This window comes from Streptomyces sp. BE303, assembly GCF_036290945.1.
Taxonomy (GTDB): domain Bacteria; phylum Actinomycetota; class Actinomycetes; order Streptomycetales; family Streptomycetaceae; genus Kitasatospora.
Genome location: NZ_JAQYWZ010000826.1, coordinates 139900 through 153534, shown reverse-complemented (window position 1 = coordinate 153534; position 13635 = coordinate 139900). Strand labels below are relative to the sequence as shown.

The 13635-nt window shown below is 75.5% G+C and carries 13 protein-coding genes; 4 read left to right on the top strand and 9 right to left on the bottom strand.

Annotation, left to right across the window (positions count from 1 at the left end; genetic code table 11):
• Nucleotides 1-363 precede the first annotated feature (363 nt).
• Nucleotides 364-975: a TIGR03086 family metal-binding protein gene (locus PUR56_RS29395; protein WP_329951172.1), complete on the bottom strand. Its 612-nt coding sequence runs from the start codon at nucleotides 973-975 to the stop codon at nucleotides 364-366.
• A gap of 282 nt (nucleotides 976-1257) precedes the next feature.
• Between PUR56_RS29395 and PUR56_RS29390 the strand changes: the two genes are divergently transcribed.
• On the top strand, nucleotides 1258-2646 hold the full coding sequence (locus PUR56_RS29390) for a serine hydrolase domain-containing protein (protein WP_329951171.1): 1389 nt from the start codon (nucleotides 1258-1260) through the stop codon (nucleotides 2644-2646).
• Here PUR56_RS29390 and PUR56_RS29385 read toward each other — a convergent pair.
• The 3 genes from PUR56_RS29385 to PUR56_RS29375 form a co-directional block, all read right to left on the bottom strand.
• Nucleotides 2634-5990: a BTAD domain-containing putative transcriptional regulator gene (locus PUR56_RS29385; protein WP_329951170.1), complete on the bottom strand. Its 3357-nt coding sequence runs from the start codon at nucleotides 5988-5990 to the stop codon at nucleotides 2634-2636. The genes PUR56_RS29390 and PUR56_RS29385 overlap by 13 nt on opposite strands.
• 119 nt (nucleotides 5991-6109) lie before the next feature.
• On the bottom strand, nucleotides 6110-6829 hold the full coding sequence (locus PUR56_RS29380) for a hypothetical protein (RefSeq protein WP_329951169.1): 720 nt from the start codon (nucleotides 6827-6829) through the stop codon (nucleotides 6110-6112).
• A gap of 211 nt (nucleotides 6830-7040) precedes the next feature.
• Nucleotides 7041-7676: an isochorismatase family protein gene (locus tag PUR56_RS29375; RefSeq protein WP_329951168.1), complete on the bottom strand. Its 636-nt coding sequence runs from the start codon at nucleotides 7674-7676 to the stop codon at nucleotides 7041-7043.
• A 117-nt stretch (nucleotides 7677-7793) separates the two neighbouring features.
• Between PUR56_RS29375 and PUR56_RS29370 the strand changes: the two genes are divergently transcribed.
• Entirely contained in the window at nucleotides 7794-7922 is a 129-nt protein-coding gene (locus PUR56_RS29370) for a hypothetical protein (protein ID WP_329951167.1), read from the top strand.
• Here PUR56_RS29370 and PUR56_RS29365 read toward each other — a convergent pair.
• The 5 genes from PUR56_RS29365 to PUR56_RS29345 form a co-directional block, all read right to left on the bottom strand.
• Nucleotides 7889-8881, bottom strand: a complete 993-nt coding sequence (locus tag PUR56_RS29365) for a GlxA family transcriptional regulator (RefSeq protein ID WP_329881741.1) — start codon at nucleotides 8879-8881, stop codon at nucleotides 7889-7891. The two genes, PUR56_RS29370 and PUR56_RS29365, sit on opposite strands and share 34 nt — an antisense overlap.
• 205 nt (nucleotides 8882-9086) lie before the next feature.
• The gene (locus tag PUR56_RS29360; protein WP_329951166.1) at nucleotides 9087-9494 is read right to left on the bottom strand and encodes a nuclear transport factor 2 family protein; all 408 of its coding nucleotides are present in this window, start codon (nucleotides 9492-9494) and stop codon (nucleotides 9087-9089) included.
• 177 nt (nucleotides 9495-9671) lie between these two features.
• Nucleotides 9672-10328: a rhomboid-like protein gene (locus PUR56_RS29355; RefSeq protein WP_329951165.1), complete on the bottom strand. Its 657-nt coding sequence runs from the start codon at nucleotides 10326-10328 to the stop codon at nucleotides 9672-9674.
• Nucleotides 10329-10358: 30 nt separating this feature from the next.
• Nucleotides 10359-10742 carry a hypothetical protein gene (locus PUR56_RS29350; RefSeq protein ID WP_329951164.1) on the bottom strand — a complete coding sequence of 128 codons (384 nt, stop codon included), beginning with the start codon at nucleotides 10740-10742 and terminating at the stop codon, nucleotides 10359-10361.
• Between the two features lie 73 nt (nucleotides 10743-10815).
• Complete coding sequence (locus PUR56_RS29345) at nucleotides 10816-11409, bottom strand: DUF4291 domain-containing protein (protein WP_329951163.1); 594 nt, start codon at nucleotides 11407-11409, stop codon at nucleotides 10816-10818.
• Nucleotides 11410-11589: 180 nt separating this feature from the next.
• Between PUR56_RS29345 and PUR56_RS29340 the strand changes: the two genes are divergently transcribed.
• The gene (locus PUR56_RS29340) at nucleotides 11590-12900 is read left to right on the top strand and encodes a cytochrome P450 (protein WP_329951162.1); all 1311 of its coding nucleotides are present in this window, start codon (nucleotides 11590-11592) and stop codon (nucleotides 12898-12900) included.
• Between the two features lie 178 nt (nucleotides 12901-13078).
• Nucleotides 13079-13288, top strand: coding sequence for a cold-shock protein (locus PUR56_RS29335; protein WP_329951161.1), 210 nt, complete (start codon nucleotides 13079-13081; stop codon nucleotides 13286-13288).
• Nucleotides 13289-13635: the final 347 nt, after the last annotated feature.

The following is a 13635-nucleotide window of genomic DNA, read 5'->3' as shown; positions in this document are numbered from 1 at the left end:
GTGGGAAGTGGTCCGGGCCACAGGGGTGGGGCTGTGAGGCCGCGCACATGGTCGACGGTGGGTGACGGTGTCTCTGCCGGGGGTGGTGGAAAGGGTGGCGGGTCACCTGCCTCCGGGTGGCCCGCACCACAGCCCTCACCCTGCGTGGCCGCGGAGGAACCGGAACGGCAGGAAAGAGGGGTGTTCCGGCGCTTCGACGAGGTCACCGGGCCGTCCGAAGCCCGTCGCACGCACGCGGGGCGGGGCAGCACGAACGACCGGCGGCCCCTGAAGGGGACCGCCGGATCGGTGGGGAGGGGGTGAACGGGCCGTCGTACCTGTTGGGCGCCGCAGAGGGCCGGGACCCGCGCGACCGCCGTCCGCTCACATCCGGTCGGCGGACCAGCCCGGGTCGCGGCCGGTGAGGGCCAGCAGCAGCTCCTGGGAGTCGGCACCAGGAGGGGCGGTGCGGGGCGGGTCGAACCGGCCGGTGCCCGCCGGGTCGCGGTAGCTCCGGAACTCGGCGAGCGCGTACCGGGCGGCGTCCCGGGGCATCCGTCCGGTCTCGCCCAGCGCGCGGGCCAGGTCCCAGCCGTGCACGACGGTCTCGGCGGTGAGCTCACGGACGTAACCGCCGGCGTCCCGCATCCCGTACGGCAGGTGCACGAGGAGGTCGGGTGCGCCGGGTTCGGCGAGTGCGCGCACGGCGCTGTCGACGGCCATCGTCCAGACGCCGAGGGGGTTGCGGCCCAGCACGTCCCCCTCGAAACGGTGGCCGATCTGCTCCGGGGTGTAGCCCGCCACCGCCTGGCAGACCCAGAGGTGCTGAGCGGCGAGGTGGTTCACCAGCGTGCGCACGTCCCAGTCGCGGCAGGGGGTCGGCGCTCTCCACCGGTCGTCCGGAACGGCTCGCACCAGCCTGGCCACGTCCGCTCCGGCGGCGGCGTACTGCGTGCGGACCTCCGCGTGGAACCCGATCGGGTGAGGACAGTCCATCGCCGGGCCTCCGTCTCCTGCCCTGCTCACTACCAGTGAACCGCTACCGGCTGCGACCTGCCAGGGCTGCGGGGACGCCGCCGCGGGCCGCCCCGACAACCGCCCGGGGTCACCGGAACCCGCCCGGGGTCACCGCCGCGACCCGGGAACGGGGCCCGGCACCGGGTGCCGGGAACCGGTGCGCCCGTGGCCGGCCGCCTGCCAGCGTGTTGTGCGCGGCTTGCCAGCGGCCGGGCGGAGGCTGGGGCCGTCCAGCAGAGCCAGAACGAGGAGGACGGTTCCATGTCCCAGCAGCACTCGGTGTCCCGGCAGGCGTCTTCGCCGGGGCGTCCGGCCCCGGCGGGCAGAACGGCGTGGTCGCGCTGGCGGCGGACGGTGCCGGCGGTGGTGACGGTGTCGGGCCTGGCCATGGGGTTGGCGGCGCCCGCGGTCGCGGCTCCCGCACCGGCACCGGTGGTGGTCGAGGAGGGCGCCGAGTCGCAGCGGGCCCGGTTGACGGAACTGGCGCGGCAGCTCGTGGCGGCGGGAGCGCCGGGGGTGATCGTCCGGGTGGACGACGGCCGCGGCCGGCCCGTCGAGATCGTCGAGCAGGCCCCGTGGGCCGCGCGGGACCAGCGGCTCAGGGCCGGCGACGAGTTCCGGATGGGCTCCAACACCAAGACCATGATCGCCACGATCGTGCTGCAACTGGTCGCCGAGGGCAGGCTCGCCCTGACCGACCCGGTGGAGAAGTGGCTGCCGGGCCGGATCCCGAACGGCGCGGCGATCACGCTGCGGATGCTGCTGAACCACACCAGCGGCCTCTTCGACTACACCGAGGACGGCGCCGTCCTGGGCTCGATCCTCGGCCAGGACCGGCGGCGGTGGACCTCCACGGAACTGCTCGCCCTGGGCGTACGGCACGAGCCGCTGTTCGCTCCCGGCGCGAAGTGGTCCTACAGCAACACGAACTACGCCGCGGTCGGCGCCGTCCTCGAAGCGGTCACCGGCGCGAGCCCGGCCGACCTGATCCGTGACCGGATCGCCCGGCCGCTGGGCCTGTGGCACACCTACCTCGCCACGGACTCCCGCTGGCGCGGCCGGTACGCCCGCGGGTACGAACCGGACGCCGCCCACATGCCGGCCGGCGTGCCCGCCGAGTTCCGGGTGGTCGCCGGGCCGGGCCGGGACGGCCACGTCGACACCTCCGGCAACAACCCGAGCTGGGGCGGAGCCGCCGGGGCGGTGGTCTCCACGGCGCAGGACTGGTCCCGCTTCTACACGGCGCTGATGTCCGGCAGGCTCCTGCCGGCGGCCCAGCTCGAAGAACTGCGCACCACCGTGCCGATGGATCCGGAGGATCCGGAGGGAGCCGGGTACGGGCTGGGCATCGAGACGGGGGCCACCCCGTGCGGCACGGTCTGGGGCCACGGCGGGGGGATCACCGGGTACAGCAGCGGCAACCTCACCGACGGGACCGGTGCGCGCACCTCCACCGTGCTCGTCCCGACGGAGTTCCTGTTCGAGTTCGGTGCCGATCAGCGGCTGCTGGAGGCCGACCGGGCGCTCCGGACGGCGGTGATCTGCACGATGTTCGGCAAGCCGGTTCCGGCCCAGGCCCAGGCCGGGGCTGCGGCCGAGACCCCGGCGGGTGCGGTGCCGTCCGTCACGGGCGTGACTCAGACGGGCTGATCCGGCCGACCGGACTGCCCGGGCTGACCGGCCCGACCGGTCAGCCCCGGGCGGGCTCCGGGCGCGGCGACGACCGCCGACGCGAGGCCCCTGGCCTCGGTCCGCGGCATCGCCGCGCCCGCGGCGCGCGCCGCCGCGAACCCGTCGCCCAACGCGGCGGCGGCCCGCCGCTCGACCCCGCGGACGACGGCGTCGCCCAGATCGTCCGGGCCCCGCAGCACGGCGGCGGCCCCGAGCAACCGGGCCGCGCTCGCCGGCCGGTCGCGGCCGAGCTCGATCCCGGCGACCGCGGCCACGATCCCGGCCGCGGCCGGGGTGTCCCGGGCCAGCATCAGGTGCACCGCCGGGTGGTCGAGCCGTCGGGCGGCGTCCTCCGGGCGGCCCTCCGCAGTGTCCACCTGGGCGAGGACCGCCAGCAGCAGGGCGGTGAGGTGCGACGGGACCGCCCGGCCGTCGGGGGACTCGGCCAGCGCGATCCGCGCGTGTTCGCGGGCCGGCCCCGGCCGTCCGGCCAGCCACTCCAGCCGGGCCAGGCCCAGCCGGACGTGCGCCCGCGGCTCGGCCGCCCCGACCCGTGTCACCTCGTCGAGCAGGCCCTCCAGGAGTCGCCGCCCGCCCTCCACGTCCCCGGCCTGGGCGATCGCCAGCCCGGTCTGCACGTCGTTCTCGATCGAGTACTCCCGGATGTCGAGCTCCTGGAAGTACCGGGCCGCCTCCTCGTTCAGGGCCAGTGCGCCGGACGGGTCGCCGGACCGCTGCCGGATCGACCCCAGGGTGCTCAGCGTGGTCGCCGCGCCCCACCGTTCCCCGAGCTCCTCGAAACCGGTCCGTGCGCGGGCAAGCAGCTCCGTCGCGCCGGCGAGGTCGCCGGTGCGCATGGCCAGCAGGCCCCGGACCATCAGCCCGAACGCCCGGCTCCATGGGTCCCCTCCAGCCCCGCCCCCCTCCGTCGGCGGACGGGAGGAGCACCCTGCGTCCGCTGCGTCCGGGCCGCCCGCCGGGCCCGGGGGCGGTGCCGGCCGGGCGGCGGCGACGGCCGACCGGGCCATCTCCAGCAGGGGATGGACACCGGGGTCGATGCCCTCCACCGCGCGCACCATCCGGTGGAAGGCGGCCTCGGCCTCGTGGGGCGGGCCGACGGCCTCGGTGCCCAGCGTGTGCGTCACGACCACCAGTGCCCTGGCCACCGGATCGGCCGGCCCGGGCATCGCGAGCACCTGGCCGAGCAGGTCCGACGACTCGGGCGGGTTGCCCCGCATGGTCCAGTACCAGCACAGTGCGGCGCCGAACCGGACGGCCGTGGCGGCGTCCCCGGCCTCGACCGTCCGGCGCACGGCGGTGAACAGGTTGTCCCGCTCGGCCGACAGCCGTGCCAGCAGGCGCAGTTGGTCGCGGGTGCGCAGCCGGGGCTCGGCCCGTTCGACCAGGTCGAGGAGGAATCCGGTGAGGCGTGCGCGGACGGCGCCGGTCTCCCCGCGCCCGGCGAGCTGTTCCAGACCGTACTCCCGGACGGTCTCCGGCATCCGGTGGCGCAGCTCGCCGGTGTCGGCGGACCAGACCGGGTGGAGCAGCGACTTGTCGGCGAGACCCGACAGCAACTCCTCGACGTCGTCCGCCCGATGGGGGTCGGACCCGAAGACCGCCCGCGCCGCGTCCTCGGCGAAGCTGCCGGGGACCACCGCGAGCCGCTCCAGGAGCGCCCGCTCGTCGTCGGCCAGCAGGTCCCAGCTCCAGGCCACCACGGCGCGCAGGGTCCGGTGGCGGGGCAGCGCGGTGCGGCTGCCCCCGGTGAGCAGCCGGAACCGGTCGTCCAGGCGGGCCGTGACGACCTCGATCGGCAGGGTCCGCAGCCGGGCCGCCGCCAGCTCGATCGCCAGCGGCAGGCCGTCCAGGCGGCGGCAGATCTCGATCACCGCGGGCAGGTCGTCGTCCACGGTGAAGCCGGGGCGGACCGCGTCGGCCCGGTCCTGGAACAACCGGATCGCCGCACAGGCCCGGGCCTGCGGGGCCGGCGCACCCGGTTCGGGCAGGTCCAGAGGGAGCACCGGGTGGAGGGTCTCGCCGTCGATCCGCAGCGGTTCGCGGCTGGTGGCCAGGATCCGCAGCCGGGGGCAGCGGCCGAGCAGGGAGCCGGCCAGCGCGGCCGCGGTCTCGATCACGTGCTCGCAGTTGTCGAGGACGAGGACCAGGTCGTCGTCCGCCACGGCCTCGGCCAGGCGGTCCAGGATCTCCCCGGGCGAGCCCGGACCGGTGTCCGGGGACGCCCCGGCCGGCCGGTCCGGGGCCGGAGGGCGTTCGGGCGGGTCGACGTCGCGCGCCCGGAGGGTGTCGAGTGCGGCGCGCGCCACCCCGTCGGGGCCGACCGGCGCCAGGGCGACGAACCACACGCCGCAGGACGGCGTGAGCCGGTGTCCGGCGGCGCCGGCGAGCCGGGTCTTGCCGGAGCCCCCGGGACCGACCAGGGTGACCAGCCTGGTCCGGTCGAGCAGGTCGACGACCCGGCGGACGTCCTCCTGACGGCCGATGAAGCTGGTCAGCGGAGCGTCCAGGTTCCCGTGGACCCGCGATCGGCGGAACGGCCGGTGCGCGTCCGGGTGCTGTCGCTGCGGGGGGACCTCGCCGCGCAGCACGGCGAGGTGGGCCGCCTGGAGCCGGGGCCCGGGGTCGCTGCCGAAGGTGTCGGCGAGCCGGTCGCGCAGCCGCTGGTAGGCGGCCAGGGCTTCGGCGGGTCGGCCTGCGGCGGCGAGCGCGCGGATCAGCTGGGCGTGCAGCCGTTCGTGGAGCGGGTGGCCCGCCGTCAGCGACTCCAGCTCGGCGACCAGGTCGGGGCCGGGGCCGAGCGCGAGTTCGGCCTCGATCCGGTCCTCCGTGGCGGCCAGCCGCACCCGTTCCAGCCGTGCGGCCTCGGTGTCGCCGAACGGTGCCTCGCGGACGTCCGCGAGGGCCGGGCCGCTCCACAGCCCCAGGGCCTCCCGCAGCGTCGCGACGGCCTCGGCGGGCCGGTCCTGGGCGAGTGACTGCCGCCCGGAACGCGCCAGCCGCTCGAACCGGACGGCGTCCACCGCGTCCGGTTCGACGGTGAGCCGGTAGCCGGCCGGCCCCGCGGTGAGCAGCGCGGGATCACCCAGGACGCGACGCAACCGGGACACCAGCGACTGCAGCGCGTTCGCCCGGTCCGCGGGCGGCTCCCCGGCCCACAGGGATTCGACGAGGGTCTCCGGCCGGACGCCGCGCCCGGCGTCCAGCGCGAGCCGTGCCAGGAGTGCCCGTAGCCGGGGACCGCCGACCGGTGTCGGGCCGGCGCCGAGGTCCAGCACCAGAGGTCCGAGGAGATCGACACGCACGCGCCCACTATCGCAGCAGCGCCTGTTCGACGGTCAAGCCGGTCCGGTGGGCGGCCGGATCCGTGCGAACGGGACGGAGGCACCGCCGTGGGTGCGGTGCCTCCGGGCCTTCGATCGGGTCAGGCGCGCGCGAGGACCCACGCGCCGAGGCCGCCGCAGCCGGACGCCTGGTAGGAGGTGGAGCGGAAGCCGGGCGGGATGGGCGAGCCCGGGCAGGTCCACAGGCCGACGCGCGCGATGTTGTGGCGCCACGATCCGGCGCCGGAGCAGCCGTTCTGGATGTAGTCGGTGCTGACGTACCCGGCGACGACCGGCGAGCCGCCGCACGTCCAGATCCCGTCCTTGGCGAGGTTGTGGCGCCAGGAGCCCACGCCGGCGCAGCCGTTGCGGATGTGGTCGGTGATCACGTACCCGGTGACGACCGGCGAGCCGCCGCAGGTCCAGATCCCCTCGCGGACGAGGTTGTGGCGCCAGTTCCCGATGCCGTTGCAGCCGCTCTGCGTGTGGTCGGTGGTGACGTACCCGGTGACGACCGGCGAGCCCGAACAGGTCCAGATCCCGTCCTTGGCGGGTTCCTGGTACCAGGAGCCGCGGCCGCTGCAGCCGCCGCGCTCCCACGCGGTGACGACCCATCCGGGGGTGATGGCCTCGCCGGAGCAGGCCCACCTGCCGGAGGCCGCCGACGTCTGGGCCGCCGCGCTCGACACCCCGGTGGTGGTGCCGGCGAGGACGAAGGCGGCCATGAGCGCGAGGGCGCCCAGGGTGGCGCCGAGTCCCCGGCGGGCGATCCTGCGGAGGGGCGAGGTCGCCAGACGCTTCCACAATTGACGCTCGTGCATGGTCAATTCACTCCAGTCCTGTCGAAGAGCACGCTCGATACGGCTCGTTGGTCGGGAAACCGGGCGGTGGAACGGCCTCACCCTACGCGGAGATCCTGTGTCTGTGGTGTGCTGATGGAGTGGAGTGCCCATTGTGGCCGGAAATGTGACATGAACGCGGCCATGCGGGCGGGCGGGCCTCCCGCACGGCCGCGTCCGGGTCCGGGCGGGGTCAGGCGGGGAGGTCCTCGGCGGTGGGGACGCTGAGTCCGAACAGGTCGGTGACGGTGGTCAGGGCGGCGGACCGGAGCGCCGCGGCCGGCAGCACGGTGCCGTCCGGACCGGTCAGCGCGCGGGTGGCGGTGGCCGCGGCGACGACGGTGGGCCGGTAGCCGCGGTGGAAGGCGCCCTGGGCGGTGAAGGTGACGCACATGTGGGTCATGAACCCGGCCAGGACGAGGTCCTTCCCGCCGCCCGGGGCGAAGCCCAGGTCGGTGAGGGTCTCCTCCAGCGTGGTGGCGTGGAACGCGTCGGGGAACTGCTTGACCACGACCGGCTCGCCGTCGACCGGGGCGACCTCGTCGCTGAGGGAGCCGATGTCGGCGCGGATGTCGTAGGGGGTGCCCTCGCCGCCGTCGTTGACGATGTGGACGACCGGTGTGCCGGCGGCGCGGGCGCGCTCCAGCAGGCGGGCGGCGGCTGCGAGGGCCTCCTCGGCACCCTCCAGCGCCATGACGCCGGTGCGGTAGGTGTTCTGGAAATCGATCATGATCAGGGCCGATTCGCCCAGCCGCGGCGGCCGGTTGTCCAGGCCGATCACGTCGCGCAGGGTCGTGGAGGGGGTCGTGACGGGGGTGCCGGTCGTCATGGTGGGGCCTTTCGTCGGACGAGTGGATACGAGGGGCCGGGCGCGGGTGCGCCCGGGGAAGGGGCAGGCCGGGTGGGGGCGGGCCCGGAGACGGGCCTTCCCGGAGGGGGCGGGGGCATGGCGGGCCGGCCCGCCGCGCGTCAGGCCGGCGCGGGGGCGGACGGGGCGGTGGTCGGCGTGGTGGTCGGCGTGGTGGTCGGACGGGCCGGTGGTCAGACCGTCCGGGTGCGGAAGCTGCGGCGGTAGGCCGCCGGGGTGGTGGCGAGCTGCCGCCGGAACGCCCGGTGCAGCGTCTCGGCGGAGCCGAGCCCGGACGCGGACGCGACCAGGTCGAGCGGATCGTCGGTGGCCTCCAGCGCGCGCCGGGCCGCCTCGACGCGGGCCGCTTCGACGTACGCGCCCGGAGTGGTGCCCGTCTCCTGTTTGAAGACGCGGGCGAAGTGCCGCTCGCTGAGGCACATCCGGGCGGCCAGCGCCGGCGCGGACAGCTCCTCGTCGAGATGGTCGGCGATCCAGAGGCACAGCTCGTCGATGTCCCGCCGGCCGGCGGGAGGGCGGCTGAGCGGGACGGAGAACTGGCTCTGCCCGCCCTGCCGCTTCAGGTACACCACCAGCTGCCGGGCCACCGCCAGGGCGGCCTGCTCGCCCAGGTCCTCGGCCACCAGGGCCAGCGAGAGGTCCAGGCAGGCGCTGATCCCGGCCCCGGTCCACAGCCGGCCGCGGTCGGTGCGGACGAAGATCGGGTCCGGGTCGACCGTGACGTCCGGGTGGTCGGCGGCGAGCTGGTCGGCGGTCGACCAGTGGGTGGTGGCGGTCCTCCCGTCCAGCAGGCCGGCCGCCGCCAGCAGGTGCGCGCCCACGCAGACCGACGCCACCCGCCGGGCGTGCGGGGCGGTCTCCCTGACCCAGGACACGACGGCGTCGTCGATCCGGGCGCGCGGGCCGTCGTCGGTCATGTCGACCGCGCCCGGCACCAGCAGGGTGTCCACCTGCCCGCCGACGTCCTCGAAGGCCACGTCGGTGAGCAGCCGCACTCCCGCCGACGTGCGCACCGCACCGACGGTCGGCCCGGCGAGGCGGACCCGGTAGCCGGCGCGGCCCGCGGTCTCCCGGTTGGCCAGCGCGAAGACCTCGGCCGGGCCGGTGACGTCGAGGAGGTCGACGTCGGGGAAGACCGCGATGACGACACGGTGCGGAGTGGGCATGCGTTCATCCTCGCCCGGTGCGGCCGGTGGCGGCAATGACGGTTCCCTGTCACATTCGGACACGGTCCGCGCCGCCGCCCCTCCGCCCCTCCCCGCAGACCAGGGGCGTCCGGCCGGGGGTGGCTGTCGTGCCCGAGTCGGCCGCCGAGTACCTGCCGGACCTGGCGGACCTGGCGGCGCGCCGGGACGACGCGCAGGGGCGGCGCTACTCCGCTCCGGTGGCGTCCGGGAAGGAGTGGTGTTCGTGCGCGACGACCCAGCGGCCGTCCTCCTTGCGCAGGCCCAGGGTGAGCCGCAGGTGCTGCGCGGGCCGTTCGGCGAGGTCCGCCGGTGTGCCGCAGCGCAGCAGGGCGTGGGCGAAGGCGACGTCCGCGCCGGCCGTGACGTCGAGCGCCTCGATCTCGAACGCGGCTCCCTGGGCCTGCCACTCGAAGAACGGCGGCCAGGTGTCGCGGTACGCGTCGATGCCCCGGACAACCTCGTACGGCGGCGGCACGTCGAACATCACGATGTCCCGGGCGTGGTCCGCGAGGACGCCCGGGAGATCGCCCCGGTGGACCGCCGAGGCCCAGTCCTGCACCAGCGCCCTGATCCGGTCTTCCTCGGTCGTCATGGTCAGGATGCTGCGCCCCGCGCGGTCGGCCCGCAACGGCAGCGGGAGCCGCCTGCCGGTTCCCGCTGCCGGTCCGACCGCCCCGCGCCGTACCGCCCCGGCCCGCGCCGTACCGCGTCGGGCCGCACCGCGGGGGCGTGCGGTACGGCCCCGGAACGGTCGGACCGGGGCGCGCGGTCAGGTGCGGGCCGGGGCCGGGGGAGAGGAGACGGCCTCCGGTGCGGGGCGGGCCGGAGGCGAGTGGCGGAACCGGTGCACGGCCGCTATCACGAGTCCGGCGGCGAAGGCGAGCACGTGGCCGACGGCCGCCACCGCTCCCTCGCCGAGCCCGTCGAGCAGGGCGGGGGCGGCCACGAGCAGCATCACCAGCCACACCGCCCGCCACCACACCGGACGGGCCCGGAGGACAGCCACCGTCATCGCCGCTACCACGACGTAGGACGGGCCGGTGTCCAGCGTGTGGGCCTCGGAGGCGGGCAGCGCGCCGTGGTCGATGCGCCACCAGACCAGCGCCTCCGTCGGCAGGGTCGCACCGACCTGCGCGAGCGCCAGCGACACCACCGCGCGGCGGGCGCCGAGCGCCGAGACGACCGTGCACACGGACAGCGCGAACACCGGCCACACCCAGGGGCTGTCCTGCGGCACGAACGCCGACACCACCAGCGACTCGACCGGATGGCCGGACGGCCAGGGGTGCAGGTTCGCCAGATTGGTCGACGCCCATTCCCGCAGCGCCAGCACCCGATCGGGCGGCAGCAGCACCAGGACGGGGCACATGGCGGACAGGGCGGCCACGTACCAGGCCCCGGGATTGCGAACGATCCGGCGGATCACGACGGCCTCACTCCCCGCCCGGCCGCCCGGCTAGCGGGCACGCCGCCGCGGCCGGCCGCCGACGGCCACGGCCGCCCCGGCGGTGACCGCGCAGACCGCCAGCGCGCCGGAGGCCATCAGCCCGCGCCGGGAGCGCCAGGACAGCACCGACCAGCGGGAGCCGGCCGACAGCAGCGAGCCGAGGCTCAGCCACGACCCGGCCGAGAGCGCGGACAGTGCCGAGCCGGCCGAACCGACGGACAGCACGCTGCCGACCGAGCCGATCGACAGCACGGACCCGACCGAGCCGATCGAGAGGACCGAGCCCACCGAGCCGACGGACAGCACGGAGCCCCTGGGCCGGCGCGCCGAGCGGGCCGCCGGTGCCGTGACCGGTGCCGTGACCGGGGGCGAGGATGCGTTGCGTTGCGACATTCGCCGATCGTATGCCGCCGTTCCACCCGCCGTCATGACGGCGGGTCGGGCGCGGCCCTCCCGGTTGCCGGGGTCACCGGTGCAGGTGGGCCAGGGCCCCGGCGGGGACGGGGTAGGGGCGTTCCACCGGCAGGAGCCGGCGAGCGCCCTCCGGATCGCCGTCGCGTACGCACTGCCGGATCCGGTGGGCGAGCGCCGTCACGTCGGTGACGGCGACCGTCCACTCCTCCGCGTACCGGTGGGCGGCGATCCCGGCGAGGCCGAGCTGGAGCGAACGGTACGGCAGCGGTTGCAGGTCCAGATCACGTTCGGGATCCCACTGGACCCGGGCGGGCACACGCCGCAGCAGGCTCTTCCAGGTGGCGCGGTCCGGGTGCAGCCCGCGTTCGTAGTGCGTCGGGCAGGCGTGCTCCAGCGCCCACTCGAACCCCTCGCGGCCGATCTCGACGGCGAGGACGGTCTCCTGGCCCTCCTTCGTCCCCCACCCCGAGCGGTACATCATCCAGAGGAAGGAGGGCTTGACCCACGTCATGCGGTCCCGTTTCCACTGGGCGGGGAAGCGGCCGTCGCGGGCCGCCGGGAGGCCGATCTCCGGCGGGTACGCCTGGTAGACGGTGACGGTGGACGCCGTGTGGGCGGCGCGGATCCGGTACGGGGGTTCTGCCATGGCACCCACCCTGGCGGCGCCGCCGTGCCGGGTGCCAGCGAATTTCCGGGCGCGCGGCGCGCCGCCACCGGGGGCCGGCGGGAGCCCCGGACGCCTCCGCCCGGCGGACCGGGGGCCCGCCGGACCGGGCGCGCACGGCGTCCTGGCGGGCGGGCCGGGGCTGCCGTACGGTCGGTCGGTGTGACCCCCGACCAGGCACACGTGAACCGGATCTTCCTCCCCGGGACCTACGCCGACGGCGTGCCGTACGAGCTCTTCCGGGAGCTGCGCGCGCAGGGGTCCGTGTGGTGGGTCGAGGAGCCGGCGGTGGGAGCGTGGCCGTCGGGCCCCGGGTACTGGGCGGTGCTGCGGCACGCGGACGTGAAGCACGTGCTCCGCAGCCCGGACGTGTTCTCCTCGCACCTGGGCGCGACGCAGATCCGGGATCCGGGTACGGCGGCGGACCTCGACTTCGCCCGGACGATGATGCTCAACCAGGACCCGCCCGACCACTCCCGGCTGCGCCGCATCGTCGCGGGAGCGTTCACCCCGCGTACCCTCCGCGAGCTGGCCGCCGACATCGAGCGGCACGCCGCGGACGCCGTCCGGCAGGTGCGCGCCCGGGGCGGGACGGACTTCGTCCGGCTCGCGGCCGACCTGCCGGTGCGGACGCTGGCCCGGGTCATGGGTGTCCCGGAGCAGGACCGGCAGCTGTTGCAGGACTGGGCGAACCGGGTGATCGGCTACCAGGACGCCGACTACGCCGACTCCCGTACGGTCGACCCGGAGACGCTCACCGACCTCGGCCGGGCGGCGCTCGCCCACCGCCCCGTCGGCCGGACCGCCCCGGACGGGCGCCCGGTCGACCCGCGTTCGCGTGCCGCCCTCGCCGACATGTTCGCCTACGCCCACGCCCTCGCCGAACGGCCGCGTCCGGGAAGCCTGTTGGCCCGGATGCGGGAGGGCGGGCTCGGCGTCGCGGAGTTCGAGACCATGTTCTTCCTGTTCGCGGTGGCCGGCAACGAGACGGTGCGCAACGGGCTGCCGGGCGGTGTGCACGCGCTGCTCAGCCACCCCGAGCAGTACCGACTGCTGGTGAGCCGACCGGAGTTGACCGCCTCGGCGGTCGAGGAGATGCTGCGCTACTGGCCGCCCGTGGTGGACTTCCGGCGCACCGCCACCCGGGACGTCGGGATGGGCGGCCGGCGGATCCGCCGCGGCGACAAGGTGGTGGTCTACCACGCGTCCGCCAACCGCGACGAGGCGGTCTTCCCGGACCCGGACCGCTTCGACGTCACCCGCACCCCGAACGACCACGTCAGCTTCGGTCACGGCCCGCACTTCTGCGTCGGCGCGCAGCTGGCGCGCCTGCAGATGACGGCGCTGCTCCGTCGGGTCCTCACCGAACTGCCCGGCCTGGCGCTGGTCCCCGGTGCGGCGCCGGCCCGTCTGGTGTCGAACTTCCAGAACGGTCTCAAGCAGCTGCCGGTCCGGTGGCACCTGCGCGACTGACGGCGGCGTCCGGACGCCGGCCGGCCCCCGGGGTGGCCGGCCGTCGGCGCGCCACCGGCCCGGGCAGCCGCCCGCCGAAGGGGTTGCCGGCCCTGCGTCGCAGCCTCGCGGTGAACCCGGGCTCTGCCATGATCGCCGTGTCGGGTTCGGTGGATCTTCTGAGTGGAGTGGAGTGGCTGTGGCAGAGCGGCAGAACGGCACGGTGAAGTGGTTCAACGACGAGAAGGGCTACGGCTTCATCACTCCGGAGTCCGGACCGGACCTGTTCGTTCACTTCCGGGCGATCCAGGCGGAGGGCTTCAAGTCCCTGTTCGAGGGCCAGCAGGTGACGTTCGTGGCGGTCGAGGGCGAGAAGGGGCTCCAGGCGGGCGAGGTCCGGCCGGAATAGCCCGCCGACCGGCCCGCCGTCACCCGCCGACCGGCGGGGTGGCCGGCCGGGTGGGGGTGGCGGTCACCGACGGACCCGTGGGACCGGAGGGGCAGGAGGGGTCGGGCGAGCCGGCGGGGTGCCAACGCTGCTGAATCGTACGGAAGTTCGGTGCTGCTCGACTATTGGTAGGAAACTTTACTTTCTACTACGCTGTCGGCTGGCGGCTTGGCGCGGCGCCCCTGCCGGACGGGGCGTGACGCGCTCAGTGAGAGCTCTGTCCCGGCCGCCGCGGTGGTGCGGTTGCCGCTTGGCCGGTGGCGTCGTGTGTGGTGCGCGCCGGTGTCCAGCTCTCACCGTTTCTCAAG